This is a genomic window from Nocardioides sp. JQ2195 (assembly GCF_012272695.1).
GTDB lineage: Bacteria > Actinomycetota > Actinomycetes > Propionibacteriales > Nocardioidaceae > Nocardioides.
The window spans coordinates 402,179-423,397 of record NZ_CP050902.1 but is presented as its reverse complement, the minus strand read 5'-3'; the positions used below and the strand labels follow the sequence as shown (position 1 = coordinate 423,397).

20 protein-coding genes are annotated in these 21,219 nt (G+C 70.2%); 11 read left to right on the top strand and 9 right to left on the bottom strand.

Annotation, left to right across the window (positions count from 1 at the left end; genetic code table 11):
* Nucleotides 1–375 precede the first annotated feature (375 nt).
* Nucleotides 376–1,191: a class I SAM-dependent methyltransferase gene (locus tag ncot_RS01945; protein WP_206065084.1), complete on the bottom strand. Its 816-nt coding sequence runs from the start codon at nt 1,189–1,191 to the stop codon at nt 376–378.
* Between the two features lie 95 nt (nt 1,192–1,286).
* Between ncot_RS01945 and ncot_RS01940 the strand changes: the two genes are divergently transcribed.
* A complete protein-coding gene (locus ncot_RS01940) occupies nt 1,287–2,351 on the top strand; it encodes a glycosyltransferase family 1 protein (RefSeq protein WP_168616087.1) in 1,065 nt (354 codons plus the stop codon).
* Here the strand turns inward: ncot_RS01940 and ncot_RS01935 are convergent, their stop codons facing one another.
* Nucleotides 2,352–3,536: a hypothetical protein gene (locus ncot_RS01935; RefSeq protein WP_168616086.1), complete on the bottom strand. Its 1,185-nt coding sequence runs from the start codon at nt 3,534–3,536 to the stop codon at nt 2,352–2,354. It abuts the gene before it with no gap.
* A gap of 123 nt (nt 3,537–3,659) precedes the next feature.
* Here ncot_RS01935 and ncot_RS01930 point away from each other — a divergent pair, with 123 nt between their 5' ends.
* Nucleotides 3,660–4,547 (top strand): TylF/MycF/NovP-related O-methyltransferase, encoded by an 888-nt coding sequence (locus ncot_RS01930; RefSeq protein ID WP_168616085.1) that lies wholly within the window; start codon nt 3,660–3,662, stop codon nt 4,545–4,547.
* 77 nt (nt 4,548–4,624) lie between these two features.
* Here ncot_RS01930 and ncot_RS01925 read toward each other — a convergent pair whose 3' ends face one another.
* From ncot_RS01925 to ncot_RS01915, 3 genes are all read right to left on the bottom strand, one after another.
* Nucleotides 4,625–5,263: a hypothetical protein gene (locus ncot_RS01925; protein ID WP_168616084.1), complete on the bottom strand. Its 639-nt coding sequence runs from the start codon at nt 5,261–5,263 to the stop codon at nt 4,625–4,627.
* A 64-nt stretch (nt 5,264–5,327) separates the two neighbouring features.
* Nucleotides 5,328–5,984, bottom strand: a complete 657-nt coding sequence (locus tag ncot_RS01920; protein WP_168616083.1) for a CatB-related O-acetyltransferase — start codon at nt 5,982–5,984, stop codon at nt 5,328–5,330.
* 55 nt (nt 5,985–6,039) lie between these two features.
* A complete protein-coding gene (locus tag ncot_RS01915; protein WP_168616082.1) occupies nt 6,040–7,344 on the bottom strand; it encodes an oligosaccharide flippase family protein in 1,305 nt (434 codons plus the stop codon).
* A gap of 153 nt (nt 7,345–7,497) precedes the next feature.
* Between ncot_RS01915 and ncot_RS01910 the strand changes: the two genes are divergently transcribed.
* Nucleotides 7,498–8,379, top strand: coding sequence for a sulfotransferase domain-containing protein (locus ncot_RS01910; protein ID WP_168616081.1), 882 nt, complete (start codon nt 7,498–7,500; stop codon nt 8,377–8,379).
* Complete coding sequence (locus ncot_RS01905; RefSeq protein WP_168616080.1) at nt 8,379–9,185, top strand: class I SAM-dependent methyltransferase; 807 nt, start codon at nt 8,379–8,381, stop codon at nt 9,183–9,185. Before ncot_RS01910 ends, ncot_RS01905 begins: the two co-directional genes overlap by 1 nt.
* A 111-nt stretch (nt 9,186–9,296) precedes the next feature.
* On the opposite strand, the gene ncot_RS01900 is transcribed toward ncot_RS01905, so the two are convergent.
* Both ncot_RS01900 and ncot_RS01895 read right to left on the bottom strand, forming a co-directional pair.
* Nucleotides 9,297–9,752 carry a thioredoxin family protein gene (locus ncot_RS01900; RefSeq protein WP_240938024.1) on the bottom strand — a complete coding sequence of 152 codons (456 nt, stop codon included), beginning with the start codon at nt 9,750–9,752 and terminating at the stop codon, nt 9,297–9,299.
* Between the two features lie 62 nt (nt 9,753–9,814).
* A complete protein-coding gene (locus tag ncot_RS01895) occupies nt 9,815–10,117 on the bottom strand; it encodes a MoaD/ThiS family protein (protein WP_168616079.1) in 303 nt (100 codons plus the stop codon).
* A 54-nt stretch (nt 10,118–10,171) separates the two neighbouring features.
* Between ncot_RS01895 and ncot_RS01890 the strand changes: the two genes are divergently transcribed.
* Together ncot_RS01890 and mshD are read left to right on the top strand one after the other, a co-directional pair.
* Nucleotides 10,172–10,891, top strand: a complete 720-nt coding sequence (locus ncot_RS01890; RefSeq protein ID WP_168616078.1) for a response regulator transcription factor — start codon at nt 10,172–10,174, stop codon at nt 10,889–10,891.
* A gap of 81 nt (nt 10,892–10,972) precedes the next feature.
* The gene (gene mshD / locus ncot_RS01885; RefSeq protein ID WP_168616077.1) at nt 10,973–11,845 is read left to right on the top strand and encodes a mycothiol synthase; all 873 of its coding nucleotides are present in this window, start codon (nt 10,973–10,975) and stop codon (nt 11,843–11,845) included.
* A 47-nt stretch (nt 11,846–11,892) separates the two neighbouring features.
* Here mshD and ncot_RS01880 read toward each other — a convergent pair whose 3' ends face one another.
* On the bottom strand, nt 11,893–12,924 hold the full coding sequence (locus ncot_RS01880; RefSeq protein ID WP_168616076.1) for an alpha/beta hydrolase: 1,032 nt from the start codon (nt 12,922–12,924) through the stop codon (nt 11,893–11,895).
* A 68-nt stretch (nt 12,925–12,992) separates the two neighbouring features.
* On the opposite strand from ncot_RS01880, the gene ncot_RS01875 reads away from it, so the two are divergent.
* From ncot_RS01875 to ncot_RS01865, 3 genes are all read left to right on the top strand, one after another.
* Entirely contained in the window at nt 12,993–14,114 is a 1,122-nt protein-coding gene (locus ncot_RS01875; protein ID WP_168616075.1) for a hypothetical protein, read from the top strand.
* A complete protein-coding gene (locus ncot_RS01870) occupies nt 14,111–15,583 on the top strand; it encodes a hypothetical protein (RefSeq protein ID WP_168616074.1) in 1,473 nt (490 codons plus the stop codon). Before ncot_RS01875 ends, ncot_RS01870 begins: the two co-directional genes overlap by 4 nt.
* Before the next feature lie 69 nt (nt 15,584–15,652).
* Complete coding sequence (locus ncot_RS01865) at nt 15,653–17,830, top strand: RNA degradosome polyphosphate kinase (RefSeq protein ID WP_168616073.1); 2,178 nt, start codon at nt 15,653–15,655, stop codon at nt 17,828–17,830.
* 82 nt (nt 17,831–17,912) lie between these two features.
* Here ncot_RS01865 and ncot_RS01860 read toward each other — a convergent pair whose 3' ends face one another.
* Nucleotides 17,913–18,932 (bottom strand): hypothetical protein, encoded by a 1,020-nt coding sequence (locus ncot_RS01860; protein WP_168616072.1) that lies wholly within the window; start codon nt 18,930–18,932, stop codon nt 17,913–17,915.
* A gap of 58 nt (nt 18,933–18,990) precedes the next feature.
* Between ncot_RS01860 and ncot_RS01855 the strand changes: the two genes are divergently transcribed.
* Nucleotides 18,991–19,863, top strand: coding sequence for an NUDIX hydrolase (locus tag ncot_RS01855; RefSeq protein ID WP_168616071.1), 873 nt, complete (start codon nt 18,991–18,993; stop codon nt 19,861–19,863).
* A gap of 171 nt (nt 19,864–20,034) precedes the next feature.
* Entirely contained in the window at nt 20,035–21,171 is a 1,137-nt protein-coding gene (locus tag ncot_RS01850) for a phosphate ABC transporter substrate-binding protein PstS (protein WP_168616070.1), read from the top strand.
* Nucleotides 21,172–21,219: the final 48 nt, after the last annotated feature.

Here is a 21,219-nt window from a genome sequence, read left to right as displayed (position 1 = left end):
ACAGTGAATCGCGCGTGAACCTCGATCACGCGCCGGACGAACCTCGACCCCCACGCGAACCGGCGTGGCGAGCCGCGAGGGAGCTGAGGGCCAGCCGACCACCGAGTCAAGCCGACCACCGAGGCCGGGCAGCGACATCGAGCCCAGCCACCCGGGCGCGAGCCGACCCTGCCGCAAGAACCCCGAGCCGGTTGAACAAACGTATATTCAAAACCGGTTTTGAATGAACGTTTGTTCAACGCGCATCACCCGCCTCCGGCCGACTCTGCCCGAGTCTGGCCACGGAGCGGTCGGGGTCGTCGGCGTCGACTGGTCGAGATCGAGCGGTCGCCGTCGGTGGCCGAGGTGGAGCAGTCGCCGCAGCCGAGGTGGAGATCAGGGTCGGTGGTTGGTGGCCTGGATCCCGAAGTCGGAGCGCAGGGAGGTCTTCTCGAACAGCCGCTGCCACACCGGCCCCTGGGTGGACCAGTAGGCGAACACCTCGACGTCGAAGTGCGGGGCGAGCAGGGTGCGGATCGCTTCCTCGTCCACGCCCTGGCGAACCACGTGGTACTCGACGAGGTCCGACTCGGCGGTCTCGTCGTAGACCCCGCGCAGGCGTCGGATCCGGGTGGCCAGTCCACGCGCATAGTTGCCCTGGCCCAATCGCCAGGCGAAGTAGGTGCCTCGCGAGGCGACGTGGGAGAGCTTCGAACGGCGCGGGTAGAACAGCGGGTCCTGCACCGAGAAGACCCCGCCACCGGGCGCGATCAGGCCCTGGAGCCGATCGAGGAACGCCACGTAGTCAGGGATGTGGTGGATCACGCTGATCATCACCGCGAGGTCCCAGGTCTCGTCCTGGTCGAGCACGAACTCGCCGGTCTCGTCGTGGAAGACGTTCACCCGCGCGTCTCCGGCGTACTGCCTGCGCAGGTGCGCGGCGCTGGCCTCGCTGGCCTCGGTGACCGTGACGGTGGCGCCGGCCGCGACGAGCACGTCGGTGAAGGTGCCGTGCCCGGCGCCGATCTCCAGCACCCTGCAGGCACCGGTGCGCGCGATCCGGTCCCGGACCATCGTCGTCAGCCGTCGCTCGATGTCACCGCGGAGCTGGCGGTGCCGCAGGTGCGGTGACCCCTTGACGTAGTCGTGCCCCTCGGCATGTGCCGCATCCTGGGCGCGCACGACCTCACCCTCCAACATCCCTCTGTCCATGGCCGCAGATCCTTTCATGGTTCAAACAACGGTGCGGCCGAGACCCAAGGATTGTTACCAATGAGTACTGTGTGGCCCATGGACAGGCTTGGGGCATGAGACTCGTCGTCGACGCACTCGCAGCCGACTTCGGCGGTATCCGGACCTACGTCGAGAACCTGCTGGCCGCGTGGGACGAACCGGGTGACGAGCTGCTGGTGATGGTCCACGAGGGATCCGACCTCGCCACCGGCCACCACGCCCGCTGTGAGGTGCGGATCCCCCGACCCGGTCCAGTCGGCCGCCCGTTGCGGCAGTCGGTGGTCACGAAGCGGCTCGTCGCCGATTTCGGGGCCGATGCGGTGCTCGCCACGATGCCCTCGACCAGCCTGGTGCGCGTCGGCGTACCCCTGGCGGTGGTGGTCCACGACCTGCGCCACGAGCTGCGCCCCGAGCAGTTCTCGCGATCGCGCCGTCTGCTGCGCAAGGTCGCCTACGGCCGCGCCTACGACCTGGCCGACGTGATCATCGCTGTCTCCCAGCGCAGCCTCGACGACCTGCAACGACTGCACCCCCACCTGCGTACGACGCCCTCGACGGTCGTCCACCACGGTGCCGACCACGTGTTGTCGTGGCCGGAGGCGGTGCCGAGCCCGGCTCCGCGCAGCGGCCCGGCGATCACGTTCGCGCACCACACCAACAAGAACCCCCACCTCGTCCTCGACGCGTGGGCCCACGGAGTCAGCCAAGGGCTCGACCTGCCCAGCCTGCAGGTCCTCGGCACCGGTGACCAGCGCAACGCCCTGAACTCACGCGTCTCCGAGCTCGGGCTGACCGGCCTGGTCACGCTCGCGCCGTACCTTCCGGAGGCCGAGTTCCGCCAGGCGATGGCACGTGCGTCGATGATCGTCTTCCCGTCGGACTTCGAGGGGTTCGGGCTGCCGATCGTCGAGGGCATGCTCCTCGGGATCCCGGTGGTGATCGGCCCCGAGCCGGCCAGCCTCGAGGTCGCCGGCGGCCACGCCGCGGTGATGTCGTCGTTCTCCGCCCCGGGACTGGCCGAGGCCGTGGCCCGGGCGTCGCGCTTCGACGAGGAACGGCTGACGCAGGCCCGCGAGCACGCCGCTCGGTTCACCTGGCGGCGCAGCGTCGCGCAGACCCGGGCCGCCCTCGCAGGCTAGCTAGCCCCAGATGCCGTTCCTGCCGACCAGCTTGCCCTTCATCGAGCTGGCCAGCCTCGGGAACCGGTTGCGCAGACGGCCGTACTCCTCGGGCAGCGCGAGGCGGATGCTCTTGGCCGCATCGCCGAGGAGCTCGCGTCCCTCGCGACGCCAGGCACGCCGGCGCCAGGCCGCGAACTCCTCGGCGCAGGCCGGGTCGAACGCGGACGGCAGGCCGGGCCCGGAGAGCCGGTAGGCCCGGCGCAGCTGGCGCGAGATGCGCTTGCCGGAGGAGTCGGAGAGATAGGGATAGGCCGGCGCTTCGCCGAGTGCGGCGCGGTGCCGCAGCACGCGGTCGGCGTACTCCCGGCACAGGGCGTCCAGCACGGCGCTGGAGCTGCGCAGCTCCGAGGTCGAGCCGGTCTGGCGGGTCGACAGCTCGCCGGGCGCATCGGGGTCGAAGGCGTGGAAGTGGAAGAGCCGCAGCGGTTCCCCGGTGGTCAGCATGACCAGGCCGGCACCGATCGGACGCTCGTGCAGGTTCACCACCGACACGTTGTAGCCGTAGTGGCGCAGGCTGCGGGCCTGGAAGAGCACGCTGCCGATGTCCATCCACTTCTGGTCGACGAACAGGCCGGAGAGGTAGTCGAAGAGGCACTCCTCCTTGAGCCGGGCCCACCACCAGTCGAGGAACGGGAGCGCGCGACGGTCCCAGGCCCCGAAGCCCAGGTTGTAGACGCCGACCGTCAGCAGGTGTCCCTGGGCGACCGGTGCACCCTCGGGCAGCGGCTCGAGGAAGTGCGGGGTGAGCAGGATGCCGCCGTCGCTCGCGTCGAGCTCCTTGGAGAGCTCCTCCATCGGCGCGGTCACGTAGGTGTCCGGGTCGAGATAGGCCATCTGCTCGGCGGTCTCGAGGATCCGCTTGAACGCCAACGGCTTGATCGCGGTGGCGAACTCGACCAGGTCGTAGGTCATCGCCAGGTGGTCGATCTCGGACGGCGCCAGCCCGAGGAAGTCGGTGCCGACGAGCCGCACGTTGGGCAGGTGGGCGTGCCCGATGGAGGGCAGGTCAGCCTCACCCCGGGCGTCGATGAGCAGCACGACGAGCTCGGCGTCCGGGTGGTGCACCTGGAGGCTCTCGGCCAGCGACAACGCCTTCGGGAGGTAGTTGGTGGCGAGGATCGTGCAATAGGTCAGGTCCGACATCGTGGCCTTCGCAGAAGAGGACGGTCGGCAGGTTCAACGACCGAGAACGGGCCGGGATACGGGCAATCGGTGCGGTGTTCAACACGGTGATCCGGGCCACGTTCCGGTGCTACATTCCAGCGCGTGACCACCTCTGAAGCGGCACTCCGCGACCTCTACCTCGACATCGTCAAGCGCAGCCTGACCGGGGCCCTTGCCGAGGACAACGACACCATCCTCGGTGGTGCCCGCAGCATCGGCACCGGCACCCTCGGCCAGCCGGGCCTCAACCGCGCGACCGCGACGCAGGTGCTCAAGCGGGGGGCCCACGCCGCCGGGCGGTTGGCGAACCGGTTCAACCTTGAGGTCGCCTACAAGCGTCCCTACTCCTCCGAGCTGCGTGAGGCCGGTCAGGACTGGCCCTCGCGCTCGGAGTCGATGATCGGCCTGAAGCGGATGGACAACATCCAGGAGGCGATCGCGACGATCGAGGCCGAGGGCATCCCCGGCGACCTGATCGAGACCGGGGTCTGGCGCGGTGGCGCGACGATCTTCATGCGCGCCAACCTCAAGGCGTGGGAGGACACCGAGCGGAGGGTCTGGGTGGCCGACTCCTTCCAGGGCCTGCCCGAGCCGGATGCCGAGCGGTACGCCGCCGACGCCGGCGACACCCACCACAAGTGGAGCGGGCTCGCGGTCGGCGCCCAGATCGTGGAGCACAACTTCCGCCGCTACGGGCTGCTCGACGACCAGGTCGAGTTCCTGGTCGGCTGGTTCAAGGACACCCTGCCGACCGCTCCGATCGAGCAGCTGTCCCTGATGCGCCTCGACGGCGACATGTACGAGTCGACCATCCAGGCCCTCGAGCCGCTCTACCCCAAGCTGGCACCGGGCGGCTTCTGCATCATCGACGACTTCGGCAGCCACGCCTCGCAGGCCGGCCAGGCGGTGCACGACTACCGCGCCCAGCACGGCATCACCGACGAGATCATCCAGATCGACGAGTTCGGCGCCTACTGGCGCAAGAGCTGAGCGTCACGGGCCACACGACAGTGGAGGATCCCCCCGCACCCTGTGCAGGGGATCCTCCACTGTTGCGGACCGACCGATCAGCGGCGCTTGAGCCAGCGGCTCAACGCGATGGTGTAACCGTCGCTCGTGTTGTCGAAGGCGTCGTCGATGAACAGTCTGTCGCCCTTCTGCACGAGGGTGACCGCACCGACCCGGACCCGCGTCGGCTCGCCGATGCAGCGGGCCGGGACGATGATCTTGACACGGTGCTTGGCGTTGGCGCGCTTCACCTTGAGTCCCGCGCAGGTCACCGGCTCGTACTCGTTGGTCGAGAGCTGCAGCACGTTCCCCTGGCCGATGAACCCGCGCACGTAGTCGACCTGGTAGTCGTAGTCGCTGCCGCTGGTGGCCAGGCGTGCCACCACACCCATCTGGTCCTTCGGCATCGTCCTGCGGGTCGTCGAGGTGATCACCAGCTTGCGCCCGTAGGTCGCCGTGAGCTTGGTGATGTCAGCGGTCTTGTTCGTCCGGACCCGCTTGAGGCTGTCCGAGCTCTCGACACTGGCACCGCGCACGTCACGCAGGCTGTCCTTGTGGTTGATGCGCGTGGTGGCGGAGGCAACGGAGGACTCAGCGGTCGTCGCGTGGACCGGCGACACGAGAGTCATGGCGCCCATCGCAGCGAAGGCTGCGACGGGAGCGATCAGGGCAGTGCGGAGGCGTGCGTGATTGACCATTCGCACAGCATGGCGGGACGGCAGGTCAGCCCGCAGGCATTTCCCAGATTTTGGGGATGCGGAGTCAGCGCAGTCGTGCTTCGCGTTCCTTCGCGTACGCGATGAACGCCTCCACGTCCTTGCCGGCGATCAGCGGGACGGCGTCGCGGACGTCCTCGTCGGGCCAGTCCCACCAGGCGATCTCGAGCAGTGCCTTGCGCTGCTCCTCGGGGAACCGGTAGGAGATGACCTTCGCCGGGTTGCCCCCCACGATCGCGTAGTCGGGCACGTCCTTGGTCACCACGGCACCGGCACCGACGATCGCGCCGTGACCGATCCGGATGCCGGTCAGCACGATCGCGCCGTCACACAGCCACACGTCCGAGCCGATGAACGAGTCTGCGGAGTGCATCGGGAAGCCGTCCTCACCCGCACCCTCCATCCGCCACAGGATCCGGTGCGGGTAGGTGGTCAGCGCGTCGGTCGCGTGCCTGCCGCCGAGCAGGACCAGCGCGTCACCGGAGATGGAGGAGTACCTCCCGATCTCCAGCCTGGTGTTGTCGTGGGTGAACGTCTTGATCATCGGCGGTCCGCCGTAGGTGTGGTCGCCCACCGTCACCCGGCCGGCCTTCACCAGCCGGTTCAGGTTGGCGATGTTCTTGCCGATCGCGGCGTCCCTGGCCCGTCCGGGCGCGTACTTCACGAAGCGCAGGGCATTCATCAGCGTGGGGTTCTTCAGCACGGTGGGTTCTTTGCCTTTCGGGGACGCCGTCAGGGACGCTGTCGCAGGACAGCAGTCAGAGGTCGCTGTCGTCAACACCAACGGTCGCAGCGGGGGCAAGGTCACGGTCGCGTCGGGCACGCCACCCCCGCGACGAGCGCCCGGTGTGCCGCCAGAAGACGCTCCACCAGATCGCCGCGATCACGCCCTGCCCGATCGCCACGCCCCAGAACGCCCCGACCGCGCCGTCGAGGGCGGCGCCCGCCACCGTGAGCACCAGCAGGATCACCGTGCTCACCACGTCGATGACGACGGTCTTCTGGATCGCGCGTACGCCGAGCAGCCCCGACCGTGGTCCGGTGACGAGGGCGAGGAACACGATCTGCAGTCCGGCCGGGAGCATCAGCGGCTCGGTCACCTCCCACGTCTCGCCGAGGACCGCGCGACCCAGCCAGCCGGGGAGGAGGAGCAGCACCAGCAGGTTCAGCCCGGCGACCAGCGTCGTGAGCACCGTCGTACGACGAGCATGGCGGCGAAGCACGTCCCGCCCGGCGTCGAGGTGGGCGATCTCCGCGATCCCGGCGGCGACCGAGGCGGTCTGGAAGGTCATGAACGGGCGCACCAGCAGCAACGCACCGCGCACGCCACCGAGGGCCCGGGCGCCGGCCACCCCGGCGATCGCGACCGTGGTGGCCAAGGACGCGCCGTACGTCGCGACGAAGGAGAGCAGGTAGCGCCACGAGAAGCTCCACCTCGCGCGCAACCAGCTGAGGTCGGGCGTGATCCGGTGGGTGCGGTGCTGCCAGAGCACCAGCAGTGCGGCGACCGCACCGGTGCCGGCCCACGCCACCATGAACCAGGTGAGGGTCTGCAGGTCGAGCACGAAGAGCGCGGCGATGGCGGCGACCAGCAGCACCAGCCACACCACGTCGAGGACGAGCGAGCGGCTCGGCACGTGGGTGGCGAAGCCGAGGTACCGGCCCAGGTCGTGCAGGACCAGCAACGGCAGGCTCACCGCGAGCACCAGCAAACCGTTGCGCAGGTCCGTGGAGAAGGGGTGGGCGACGAGCGCACTGGCCAGCACCACGAGGGCGATCAGCGACCCGACCACGACGGCCGATCCGATCACCTGCCCCGGACGGTGCTCGGCCTCCTCGGGGTGCACCAGCACCGGCTCGCAGACCATCGCCCGGGCCAGGCCTTGGGCGGTCACGTAGACCATGAAGATGATGCCGAAGAGACCGAAGGACTCGACCCCCAGGAACCGGGCCGCGAGCACCGCGATCAGCAGGTTGGACGCACCGGAGATGACCTGGTCGACGGTGATCACGCTCAGGCGACGACCGGCCGAGCCGGTGCTCGGTTCCTCGCTCTGGCTCAAGGTCGTCCTCTTGGCTGGTCTGTCCGGCCGCTGTCGGGTGGCCGCTGTCGGGGTCACGCGGCGCGGGTAGCGTAACCGAACGCAACCCTGCGGCGTTTCTCCTACAACGCGCCCGAACCGGCGCGGCTACGCATGTTGACCCGGAGGTTTCGCTTGTCGCCGTCCACGCCCGAGGCGCCCGCGCGCGGCCAGTCCGCTCGCGAGTGGGCCACCCGCGCCGTGCAGTGGGACCCCGCCCGCAACACCATCAAGCGCGCCGTCCACGTCGGTGCACGCGCCCGCGGCGTACGCCTGGAGCGGTCGGGGCGGGTGCCGGCGATCGCGAACATCTATGCGGCCGGGTCGCCGAAGGCCGGGTCGCAGTGGATGAAGGCCCTCTTCGACCACCCCGTCGTACGCCGTCACACCGGGCTGTTCACGCTGCCCCAGCTCGACTACCAGCTCAAGCCGTCGAAGCCGTTCCCCGCCGCGACGTTCGTGCCGGGGCTCTACTTCAGCCACGACGAGTACCTGACGATGACGCACCGGCACCCCCACCGGTTGGTCTACATGTTCCGCGACCCGCGCGACCTGTTCGTCTCGGGCTACTTCTCCGCGATCGGGACCCACCGTCCGGTGGCCGGCTACGAGAGCTGGCGCGAGGAGCTGCGCGCGATGCCGGTGGAGGAGGGCCTGCTCGAGATCATCCGGCTCGGTGGCTCCCGGCTGCAGGAGATGGCCACGTGGGAGGGCGTCTCGGACCCGGACGTGGCCACCTTCAGGCTCGAGGAGGTCCAGCGTGATCCGCGCGCCACCGTGGCCGCGATCTTCAAGCACTGCGAGATCGACCTGGCTCCCGACGAGCTCGAGACGGTGCTCACCGACGTGTCCCGGGAGGCGCTGCAGGTCAAGGACCTGGCCCAGCGTGCGGAGGGGTCGGAGTCGCACTACCGGGTCGACCGCACGACGTTCCGCGACCTCTTCACCGACGAGCACCATGCGGCCGTCGATGCCCTGGCACCGGGCCTGGCCGCCAGGCTGGGGTACGACGACTGATGACTGCCACGCGAAGGGTCGAGATGGATTCCCCCGACGTCGAGACGACCGAGACCGGCTTCTCCCCCAGCCCCACCCTGGCCCGTCTCTATCCGGAGGCGTCCGTCGGTGGCTACACCCGCCGCGACGGGTTCGTCGACTTCTACACGCGGGTCAACGCGCTGCTCGACCCGTCCTCCGAGGTGCTCGACTTCGGAGCCGGTCGCGGCCAGTGGGCACATGACCCGATGCCCGCGACGCACACGTTCCTGCGCTCCTTCCACGAGCGCGTACGCCGGGTGGTCGGCGTCGACGTCGACGACGCGGTGATCTCCAACCCGACCCTCGAGGACGCCCAGGTGGTGCCCTCCGGCTCACCGATCCCCTACGCCGACTCCACGTTCGACCTGGTGCTCGCCGACTACGTGCTCGAGCACGTCACCGAGTCCGATGCGCCGCAGGTCGCCGGCGAGGTGATGCGGGTGCTGAAGCCGGGGGGATGGTTCTGTGCCCGCACCCCCAACAAGTGGGGGTTGATCGGGGTCGGTGCCCGCACCGTGCCGAACGACCTGCACACGCGGGTGCTCGCGCGGCTGCAGCCGGGTCGCAAGGCCGAGGACGTGTTCCCGGTCGAGTACCACATGAACACGCGTCGTGACCTGAGGCGACTGTTCCCCTCGCCGCACGAGCTGGTGGTCTACGGCCACAGCTCCGAGCCGACCTACATGGGCAGCTCGGTGCCGGCCTGGCGGGCTGCCCAGCTGCTCGACCGGGTCACGCCGCCGCGGCTGGCCTCCACCCTGATGGTCTTCGTCCGGAAACGCTGACCCCTCGCCAGCTCGACGCTCGAGCAGCCGTTGCCCGCAGATGCGCGCGATTCACTGTCACCAGGTGACTGCGATCCACGTCCATCTCCGGAGGGGCCGGAGCCGGCGGCGTCAGATCGAGGCGAGCGCGGAGAGCACCTGCTCCTTGCGTGGCGCACCACTGGCCCGGGTGACCTCACGTCCCTGCGGATCCAGCACCAGCGTGGTCGGCGTACGCAGGATGCCCACCCGGCGGACCAGGTCGAGGTGCTTCTCCGCGTCCACCTCGACGTGCGTCACGCCCGGCACCACCTCGGCGATGTCGGCGAGCACGCGGCGGGTGGCCCGGCACGGGGCACAGAATGCGCTGGAGAACTGCAGCAGCGTGGCCTTCTCGCCCAGCGTGTGGTCGATCTCGGTGCCGGACAGGATGCTGGACACCTGTTCCTCGACCTCCACCGGTTCGCGCGACGGACTCCCCTGGACCTGGTGCGTGCCGCGGAACCTGCCGTCGCCGAGCATCCGCCACAGCCCGAATGCCAGGGCGAGCGGCACCACGACCAGCAGGACGACCTGACCAGAGCTCACGACAACCTCAACCGACCGGGCACCGCAGATGTTCCCGGCTCACGCGGCCGGGTCCTCCCGGCTCAGCCACCCGCGAACGGCGGCAGGAACTCCACCGACTGACCCGGCGAGACCAGGACCGTGCTCGGATCACGGCGTCCGAGGGGCTCGTCGTCGACCAGCACGGAGCACGAGGCGACCACCCGCTCGAGGTTGTCCGAGTCGGGGTGCAGGGCCAGGACCCGATCGCGGACGTCGCTGATCGAGAGAGTCCCGTCCGTCGAGAGACGGTCCTCGTTCACCCCCGTCGCGGCGCGCGCGGACGCCCAGTAGCGGACGATGATCTGTGTCTCGTTCTGCGAGGACGGCGACGATTCCGGGCTCATGACGGATATTCTGTCCCATCATGCGGGTTCGAGCACCCGCGGGAAGGAGTCCCGGTGAGCACACTGCTTCTCCTCACCAGCGCGCTCCAGCCATCGGCCGAGGTTCTTCCCGGCCTGGCCCTGCTCAGCCACCAGGTCAAGATCCTGCCCGCGGAGGGCAGTGCCCTCATCGACGCGCCGGAGTCCGACCTGTTGCTGGTCGACGGCCGCCGCGACCTCGCCCACGCGCGCGACCTGTGCCGCCTGATCCGCACGACCGGGTCCGACATCCCTGTCCTGCTGATCCTCACCGAGGGTGGGCTCGGCGTGGTCGCGACCGACTGGGGCATGGACGACGTCGTCCTGGACACCTGCGGCCCGGCCGAGCTCGAGGCCCGCATCCGGCTGGCCGTCGGACGCCTCGCCCAGCGTGACTCCGACGACCCCGAGTCCCACCTGATCCGCAGCGGTGACGTGGTCGTCGACGACGTGACCTACACCGCCAGGCTCGGCAAGCGCACGCTCGACCTCACCTTCAAGGAGTTCGAGCTGCTGAAGTACCTCGCCCAGCACCCCGGGCGCGTGTTCAGCCGCGACCAGCTGCTCCAGGAGGTCTGGGGCTATGACTACTTCGGTGGCACCCGCACCGTCGACGTGCACGTCCGCCGCCTGCGCGCCAAGCTCGGCCCCGAGCACGAGACGCTGATCGGCACCGTGCGCAACGTCGGCTACCGCTTCGTCGCTCCGGCGAAGTCCAAGCAGCCGGCTCCGGAGACCGTCGACTCCGACTCCTGACGCCGCGAACGGGCAATCCTTGCTGCGCGAACGGGCAATCCTTGTCGTCCCGGCCGAACCGGCCCGACTACGCTCGCAGGCATGGCCTCCGCGCAGCTGACCGAGATCACCACCCTCGACGACGAGTCGCTGAGCGCGCTGCAACGGGTCCGCGCCGCCTGCGCGACCGGCGACCAGCAGGACCCCCTCGACGAGTCGGCCGCGCTGCGGCTCAAGCACCGCGGTCTCGAGGGCTCACGGCTCTGGCTGGTCGGCGACTCCGGCTTCGCCCTGCTCCACGAGGACGGGGTCGACATCGCCGTGGCACCCTCGGCCCGCGGAGCCGGCTTCGGTACGACGCTCGCGGACGCGACTGCCCACCTCGCCCTCTCCGCGTGGTCCCACGGCGACCACCCGGCGGCCGCCGTGCTCGCGGAGCAACGGGGGTTCGACCGGGCCCGAGAGCTGTGGGTGATGCGGCGTCCGGTCGCGCTCGAGCTGCCCGAATCCTCAACCAGCGTTGGGATCCGCGGCTTCCAGGAGGGTGACGCGCAGGAGCTGCTCCGGGTCAACGCGGCGGCGTTCGCCACACACCCCGAGCAGGGCTCGATGGACGCCGACAACCTGGCCGAGCGGATGGCGGAGCCGTGGTTCGACCCGGCCGGCCTCCTGGTCGCGACGGAGGGTGACCGGATGCTCGGCTTCCACTGGACCAAGCAACACTCGGAGGCGACCGGCGAGGTGTACGTCGTCGGCATCGACCCCGAGGCCCAGGGCCGGGGGCTCGGCAAGGCACTGACCCTGGCCGGGCTCCAGCACCTCGCGTCGGCCCTGGCCCCCGACGGCGAGGTGATCCTCTACGTGGAGTCCGACAACCTGCCGGCGCGGGCGGTCTACGAGGGGCTCGGGTTCACCCACGCCGACGCCGACACCCACGTCCAGTATCGCCGCGGGTCAGCCGCGCCAGCGCAGTAGCGGCGCAGAAAGCCGCGCAGGAGCAGTAGCCGCGCAGCGCCAGCGCGTCAGCGAAGGGCGATGGCCAGGCGCGAGGCGAGGTCGGCCACCGCGGCCGGGCTGGCCTTGCCGACCGTGATCGTGTTGAAGAACCCGTGGATCAGGCCGGGCTCGCGGCGGTGGGTGACCGGCACGCCGGCGGCGCGCAACAGCTCGACGTACGCCTCGCCCTCGTCGCGCAGGGGGTCGAAGCCGGCCGTCACCACGTGGGCCGGGGCGAGCCCCGCGGGGATCTTTCCCAGCAGCGGCGAGGCACGGGGGTCTGCGCGGTCGAGCGGTGCCGGCAGGTAGGAGTCGATGGCCAGGTCGATGAACTCCGTGGTCAGGAAGAAGCCGGAGCCGAAGCGGCGTCGGCTCTCCGAGACGCCGACGTTGTCGGTGACCGGGTAGACCAGCATCTGCCAGGCGGGCGCGACCTCGTCGTCGACCACGGCGATGGCCACGACGGCGGCCAGGTTGCCGCCCGCCGAGTCACCGCCGACCGCGATCCGGCTGCTGTCGACCTTCAGGGACGGGGCGCGCGAGACCACCGTGCGGAACGCCGCCACGCAGTCGTCGTACGCCGCGGGGAACGGGTGCTCGGGAGCCAACCGGTAGTCGACGGAGATGACCTGCACCCCGGACTCCTCGGCCAGGAACCGGCAGGCCTGGTCGTGGGTGGAGTGCTCGCCGCCGTAGATGAAGCCGCCGCCGTGGAAGAAGACCAGGGTCGGGCGGGCGTCCTCCGCCAGGAGTGCGGCCGGGACGTACACCCGCGCCGGGACACCGGCCAGTGAGATGTCCTGGGTGGCACCGATCGGCTGCGCCCCACCGACCAGGGCGCTCTGCGCGGCCAGTCGGGCACGCCCCTGCTCGATCGGCAGGCTCTCCGCGGCCACCTCGCGCGCCACCTTCTGCAGCTTCAGCAGCAGCTGCGTGTCGAGGTCGAGGGTCTGCCCGTCGACCACGACGGGCTTCCCGGCCAGCCGCCGCTTGATCGGTTCCGGCAGCGCCAGCACACCGACGACCGTCAGCTTCTTCAGGTGGTGTTCCAAGGACATGCGGTGAAACCTACCCGCGGTACGTCGATCTCGGTGTGAAGGGGCCCTCACTGGGGTAGGAACAGTCCGTGATCGCCTCCCTCGTTCTCTCCGCGGCCCTCGCCCTCGGCTCGTACGCCGTACCGGCGGGGCTGTCGAGTGCCGTCGCGGAGCCCGCCGCAGCCGCACCGAACACGATCGCCGGGCAACCGCTGGCCGCCGACGACTACGTCGCCACGGTCGTCGAGGCGTGGCACGACACCCCGGTCTACGTCAGCCCCCAGTCGGGCGCGCTCTCGCCGGAGGACGCCGACCAGCTGGTCCGGCGCATCGACGGGTGGCGCGACGACGTGCACATCGCGGTGCTGCCCGCGATCGCGCTGGGCTCGTCGCCCGGTGGCAGTGACCCGGAGCGCGCGCGTGCCTTCATCGCGGCCGCAGCCGACGCCCTGGGCCCCGACGGTGTCTACGTCGTCGCGTTCGGCGGCGTGGGAACCTACGGCGCCGCGGTCGGCACGCACGACGAGGTCGGCCCGATCATGGCCCGCCAGGTGGAGAAGCACACGCTCGGACAGCTCGACCAGACGCTGAACGGTGTCCTCGACGAGCTGGGCGCTCCCCGGTCGGAGGACGACGGTGGGATGCCGTGGGGATGGGTCGGCCTCGGCATCGCGGTGGTGGCCGTCGGCGGTGTCGGCGTGCTCCTGTGGCGGCGACGCTCCGGCCTCCGGCAGACCCGGGACAGCGGCGAGGTGTGGGCCGGACCGGCGCCCTACCGTCCGAGCTTCCGGGTGCAGGCCGACGAGCACGACACCGTCGAGGAACGCGCGGCCCTGGCCCGCGAGGACGTCACCCGGCTCGGCGAACGCATCGACGACGAGGACCTCCCCACGACGGACCCGGCCGTCGCCGCCCACGTGCAGGCCGGGCTCGACGCCTACCACGACGCCTCGCGCCGCGTGGACGCGCTGACCACGGACGATGAGCTGCGTCAGCTGAAGGAGACCACGGACTACGCCCGCTGGCAGCTCGACTGCGCCCGGGCACGACTCGACGGCGTCGCTCCCCCGCCACGACGCGCGACCTGCTTCATCGACCCCGAGCACGGCAGGTCCGTCGCCGACTGGTCGTGGGCGCCACCGGGCGGGGTCGAGCGCCCCGTGCCCGTCTGCCACGACTGCCTGACCCGGATGTCCGGAGGAGAATCATGAAGATCAACCTGGCCAAGGTCGTCCCCGCGCTGTTCGTCATCCCGATCGTGGTGTTCGCGCTCAACGACGAGGAGGGGAACAACAGCGCCGCGTCCTACGGGTCCGAGCCGACCAAGTCCTACGCCGCCCACGCGGAGGCCGATGCCTACCTCGACCGGGTGGCGGTCGAGCTGGCCCAGCCGGGGCTCTACGTCGACCCCTCCGTGGCGTCGTACAACTTCTCCGCCAGGGAGGCCGAGCGCCTCGACGATCTCGCCGCCGAGGCGGACGCTCCCCTGCGCATCGCGGTGATCCCGGCGGACCGGCTGGAGCCCGACGACGACGGCGAGCCGTCCTACGACTACTCGAGCCCGGGCTCCTCGAAGGAGCTGGCCTACACCGGGATCGAGCTGGCCGGCCAGCTCTACGACCGGGTCGGTGCCGACGGCACGTACGCCGTCCTGGTCGACGCGACCTCACAGGGTGCGGGCCGGTCGTTCCATGCCGGCCAGTGGGCCGAGGAGGGCGAGACCTACGACGTCGAGGGCGCGGCCGAGGACGCGATCAGCTGCTGTGCACCGGACTACGAGACGATGATCGCCGAGTTCATCAAGGAGAGCGACGACGTCGACCACGGGTTCTGGTGGTGGGCGGCCTGGATCTGCGCACCGATCGTGGCCCTGGTCGCCCTGGTCACCGGCGGCAAGGCATGGGGGCGTCGCCGTCGGCGCTCGAGGGCCGAGGCCGAGGTCGTCGAGGTCCTGCGGCCGCCGCTCAACGAGGAGGTGATCGAGCTCTCGAGGAGGGTCTCGACGCTCCCGCCCGGTGGTGACCCCGACTCCGCGCTGGCCGAGGCGACGCTCACGGTGCTGGACCTCGTCGAGCAGGCTCGGCACCGGATCGACTCGCTGAGGACGGGCGCCGATGCCACCGAGGTCACCAGCCGTCTCGCGGATGCCCGCTACCAGCTGACCGTGATCGACGCGCTGCGTGCCGGCCAGCCGGTCCCCGACCGCACCCCGCCGTGCTTCTACGACCCCCGCCACGGACCGAGCACGACCTCCGTCGACTACCGACCCGAGGCGGGGTCCACCCGCAAGGTGCACGCCTGCCAGGCCTGTGCCGACATGGTCGCCGCCGAGCAGGACCCGCCGATCCGGATGATCGAGAAGTCCGGCCGGCTGCGGTTCTACTGGGAGGTCGACACCGCCAGCAAGGCCTACCTGGACGGCTACTGGCGGCGCAACCGACACCCGCTCAGGGAGGCCGAGAAGGCGCGCCGCATGACGTGGGCAGGGCTGGGCGACGACCCCGACGACGACGGCGAGCCGGCCTTCACGTTCGTCTGGGAGTCCGACACCGGGGGCAGCGCAGGCGGTGGCGGCAGCGGTTGGGGCAGCGGCCGGTCGGGCGGGTCGCGGTTCACGTCGTTCGGCGGCGGTCGCAGCTCCCGCTCCTCGTTCCGCTCCGGCGGTGGCGGTGGCTTCTGATCGCTGCCGAGCACCCGGCCGGCCCGCTTCGTCACCCTGCGTTCACCCAGCGGTGCCACACTCGATCACATGACGCACGACAGCCTGCCCTCGCACACCTCGGGATCGGTCGACGACGGCCCCTTCGAGCCCGGGCTGCGTGCGGTGAGCAGCGAGACCTTCGACGTCGAGCCGCCCTACGTCCCCAACGAGGGCTCCCTGCCGCTGGCTGACTTCCCCGATCGCTTCCTCGACCGCGAGCTGTCCTGGTTGCACTTCAACCAGCGGGTGCTCGAGCTCGCCGAGGACGCATCGTTGCCGCTGCTCGAACGGGCCCGCTTCCTGGCCATCTTCGCCAGCAACCTCGACGAGTTCTTCATGGTCCGGGTGGCCGGTCTCAAGCGGCGCATCGCGGCCGGAGTCGCCGTACGCGCGGCCAGCGGTCACCTGCCACGCGAGGTGCTCGAGTCGATCTGGGGCAGCACCGGTGAGCTGATGGCCCGGCACGCCGCCGTCTTCCAGAGGGACCTCGTGCCGGCGCTGCGCGCCGAGGGCATCGAGCTGGTGCGCTGGGAGGACCTCGACAAGGACGAGCAGAAGCAGTGCAAGCGGCTGTTCAAGGAGCGGGTCTTCCCGGTCCTAACTCCGCTGGCCGTCGACCCGGCCCACCCGTTCCCCTACATCTCCGGGCTGTCGCTCAACATCGCGGTGCTGGTGCGCAACCCGAAGACCAAGAAGGAGCACTTCGCCCGGGTCAAGGTGCCGCCGATCTTCAGCCGGTTCGTGCCCCTGGGCAACCAGCGCTTCGTGCCGCTGGAGGACGTCATCGGCGAGCACCTCAAGCGGCTCTTCCCCGGCATGGAGGTGCTCGAGGCGCACACCTTCCGGGTCACCCGCAACGAGGACCTCGAGGTGGAGGAGGACGACGCGGAGAACCTGCTGGCCGCCCTCGAGAAGGAGCTGTTGCGGCGCAAGTTCGGCCCGCCCGTGCGCCTCGAGGTGGAGGAGTCGATCCACCCGCGCGTGCTCGAGCTGCTGGTCTCCGAGCTCGGGGTGTCGCCCGGGGAGGTCGTGCAGCTGCCCGGCCCGCTCGACCTGCGCGGGGTCAACGACATCGCCGACCTCGCCCGCGAGGACCTCAAGTACGACGCCTACGTGCCGACCACCCACACCGAGCTGGCCGAGGTCGAGTCGGCCAGCCCGGTCGACGTGTTCAAGGCAGCCCGCCGCAACAACGTCCTGCTGCACCACCCCTACGACTCGTTCGCCACGTCGGTGCAGCGGTTCCTCGAGCAGTCCGCCGCCGACCCCCACGTGCTGGCGATCAAGCAGACGCTCTACCGCACCTCCGGTGACTCGCCGATCATCGATGCCCTGGTCGATGCCGCCGAGGCCGGCAAGCAGGTGCTGGTGATCGTCGAGATCAAGGCGCGCTTCGACGAGACCAACAACATCCGCTGGGCACGCAAGCTCGAGCATGCCGGGTGCCACGTGGTCTACGGCCTGGTCGGCCTCAAGACCCACTGCAAGCTGTCGATGGTCGTGCGTGACGAGCCCGACGGCATCCGCCGCTACACCCACATCGGCACCGGCAACTACAACCCGAAGACCGCGCGCCTCTATGAGGACTTCGGCCTGATCACCGCCGACCAAGCCATCGGCGAGGACGTCGCCCACCTGTTCAACAACCTGAGCGGCTTCTCGCGCAACGCCTCCTACGAGCAGCTCCTGGTCGCACCCGACTCGGTGCGCGACGGCCTGATCGAGCAGGTCCACGCCGAGATCGAGCACCACCGCGCCGGGCGTCCGGCCCGGATCCGGCTCAAGGCCAACTCCATCGTCGACGAGACCACCATCGACGCGCTCTACCTGGCCAGCCAGGCCGGCGTGCCCGTGCAGCTGTTGGTGCGCGGCATCTGCGCCGTGCGCCCCGGCGTACCCGGCCTGTCGGAGACGATCGAGGTGCGCTCCGTGCTGGGCCGCTTCCTCGAGCACAGCCGGGTCTTCGAGTTCGCGGGTGGCGGGGAGCCGACCGCGTGGATCGGTTCGGCAGACCTGATGCACCGCAACCTCGACCGACGGGTGGAGGTGCTGGTCAGGCTGCCGACCCAGGAGCTCGTCGGGCGGGTGGCCGAGGTGCTCGACCTCGCGTTCGACGACGACACGTCGGCGTGGACGCTCGGTGCCGACGCCCAGTGGACCCGCACGTCCGGCACCCAGCACCTGCACCAGGTCCTGATCGAGCAGCACCGCCAACGCCGCCGCTGACCTTCCCGATAGTCCCCAACGTCTCGCATCCGAAACGCTCGCGTTCACCTGCGAGACGTTGGGGACTATCGGGAAGGGGGAATCAGCAGGAGGCGAGCAGGACCGGGCCCGACGCCAGGTTCGCCATCGGGGCGCTCGACTCGTCGACGCGACCGGTGATCACGACCCGGTCCCCGTCGGTGGTCGTCCTCGGTGACGCCACCAGGTCGGGATAGGCGACCATCTGGCCCGGGTCCTCCGCAGTCATCAGCGCACCCCGCGATGACGCGTCGTGCTCGGCCTGCGCGTCGTCGGCGAAGCGGAACACCACCGAGAGGCGACGCTCGGCCGACAACGCGACGAGATAGCCCTTCAACGGGGTGACCCCACCGGCCTCGTCGACCAGGTCGTCGGCCACCGCCTGCGCGTCCTCGTCGGCCTCGCCCATGGTGAGTGCTTCGCAGGCGTAGTCGCCCAGGAACGCGGTCACGTCGAGCGGGTCGTGCTCCAGCCCGTCGGAGAGCGGCGTGATGTCGAGGCCGTCCTCGTCGCCAGTGACCACCTCCATCGCCGAGTCGAGGTAGGTCGGCTGGTCCGACCCGACCAGCAACCCCTGCTCCTCGTCGAAGGCGACGAACTGCAGCTCGGGCGTCAGCAACCCCGCGGCGGCGGCCACGTCCGCCCCGCCACTCCAGACCTCACCGGCCAGGTCGTCGGACGACGGGCGGGTCCAGCCCGCGTCCTCGAAACCCGATGCCAGCTCGCCCAGGTCACCGTCGACCTTCACGACGACGACCATCCCCTCGCGACCCTGGCCGAGGATCTCCCACTCGGCATCCGTGGTCGGGTCGAAGCCGACGGCGCCCTCGAGCTCCGGGGCTGCCGAGGCCAACGAGGAGACGCTCAGGTCACGGTCGTCGGCCTGGTTCACGAAGTCGGGCCCGGGCAGCTCGTCTCGCAACCGACCCCAGTCGGTCCAGGTCACCCGCAGCGTGTCGTCGGGCAGGAGCGCTGCGGCCTTCTCGAAGTCGCTGTCGCGCGGCCAGACGACATAGCCGATCACGGCGGCGGCCCCGGCCACCACGACGAGCAGGGCCGTGACGATCGCGACGCGGCGACTCATGCGGCGTGGCACAGGCACAAACTCCTCTTCATCGTTGCGGTGGTGTGACACTACTGGCATGTCCCAGCCCGACATCATCGCCGCCGGCGCCGTGGTCCTGCGCAAGGGCGGTGCCGGCAAGAGCAGTGACGTGCTGCTGGTCCATCGTCCGAAGTACGACGACTGGTCCTTCGCGAAGGGCAAGCTCGACCGTGGCGAGCACGTCACCGCCTGCGCCACCCGCGAGGTGCGCGAGGAGACCGGTCTCGACGTACGCCTCGGGGTGCCGCTGCCCGACCAGCACTACGCGGTCGGCAACCGCGGCAAGGTCGTGCACTACTGGATCGCCTGGGTGGTCGGTGCTGACGACGTCTCGGGCTACCAGCCCAACGACGAGATCGACGAGGTCCGCTGGGTTCCGCTCGACGAGGCGGACGAGCTGCTCACCTATCCGCGCGACCGCGAGACCCTGGCCGCCGCCCGCACCAACGGCGACCGGACCCGCACCCTCGTGGTGCTGCGCCACGCCCACGCCCGCGACCGGGCCCGCTGGCGCACCGACGACCGGCTCCGCCCACTGCTCAAGGAGGGCGAGGCCCAGGCGGCTCGGCTGGTGCCGCTGCTGGCGTCGTACGACGTGCGCCGCCTGGTCTCCTCGACCAGCTACCGGTGCGTGCAGACGCTGGTTCCGTACGCCGACGCGACGGCGCGCGAGATCGAGACGGTCGCCGAGCTCAGCGAGGAGGACGCCACCGTCGAACGGGTCATCGACGTGGTCGACGAGCTGATCGAGGACGGCAAGCGCACCGTGGTGTGCACCCACCGGCCGGTGCTGCCCGACGTGTTCTTCACCCTCGGCCTGGCCGACCCCAAGCTCGACCCCGGGCAGCTCCTGGTCGTCCACCACCGCAAGGGGGCGGTCGTGGCGACCGAGACCCATCACGTCCGCTGAAGTCAAGGGCCCGCCGGCCCAGTTCACGTGATGGCCGTCTCTTCTCCGCCGTCCGGCGACCAAAGGGCCGACCAGCGTTCACCGCTCGTTCACCAAGCCCGAGCAATCCGGTCACCTGGAGGGCTTTCACTCACTGATGTCATCGAAATCAAGAACATCAGGAGTCACGAAGTGAAGCGCACTCCCTTCCGCAGCATCGCGACACCCGCGATCGCGGCCCTCGCCCTCGTCTCCCTCGCCGCGTGTGGCGGTGGCAACGACAGCGAGTCCACCGTTGCCGGCGACGCCGGCGACAGCAGCGTCTACGAGGGCCTCAGCGGCACCCTCGTCGGCGGCGGCGCCTCCTCGCAGGCGTCCGCCCAGAACGCCTGGATCGCCGGCTTCTCCACCGTCGCGCCCGACGTCACCGTCACCTACGACCCGCAGGGCTCCGGCGCCGGCCGTGAGAACTTCATCTCGGGTGGCTACAAGGTCGCCGGCTCCGACTCCTACCTCACCGACGACGAGGGCGAGCTCACCAAGGCCACCGAGACCTGTGGTGCGGCCCCCATCGAGATCCCGAACTACGTCTCGCCGATCGCCATCATCTTCAACGTCGAGGGGGTGGACGAGCTGCAGCTCTCCCCCGAGACCTTGGCTGGCATCATGTCCGGCAAGATCACCACGTGGAACGACCCGAAGATCGTCGCCGACAACGAGGGCACCCCCACTGCTGACGCCCTGCCGGACTCCACCATCCGCCCCGTGCACCGCTCCGACGAGTCGGGCACCACGGAGAACTTCACCGACTACCTCGACGCGGTCGCCGGCAAGGACTGGAAGGCCGGTGTCGTGGAGACCTGGCCCAAGAACTTCGGCGGCGAGGGCGCGAAGGGCACCGACGGCGTGGTCAAGTCCGTCACCGACGGCGAGAAGAACGCCATCGGGTACGCCGACGCCAGCCAGGCCGGCGACCTCGGCCAGGCCATGATCAAGGTCGGCGACGACTACGTGGCCCCGTCCGCCGAGGCCGCCGCGAAGATCCTCGACGTCTCCCCCGAGGCCGAGTCGGCCAGCGACACCGCACTGGTCTACGACCTCGACCACGAGACCAGCGAAGCGGGCACCTACCCGATCGTCCTGACGTCCTACCTGCTCGCCTGCCAGCAGTACGACGACGAGGCCACCGCCAAGCAGGTCAAGGGCTACCTGACCTACATCCTCTCCGAGCAGGGCCAGAACATCGGCTCCGAGGAGGCCGGCTCGGCTCCGCTCTCCGAGGCCATCCTCAAGAAGGCCCGCGACATCGTCGCGACGATCGGTTCCTGATCCACCCGCACCACGGAAGGAGGCCGGGCGCGCGATCCGAGCCCGGCC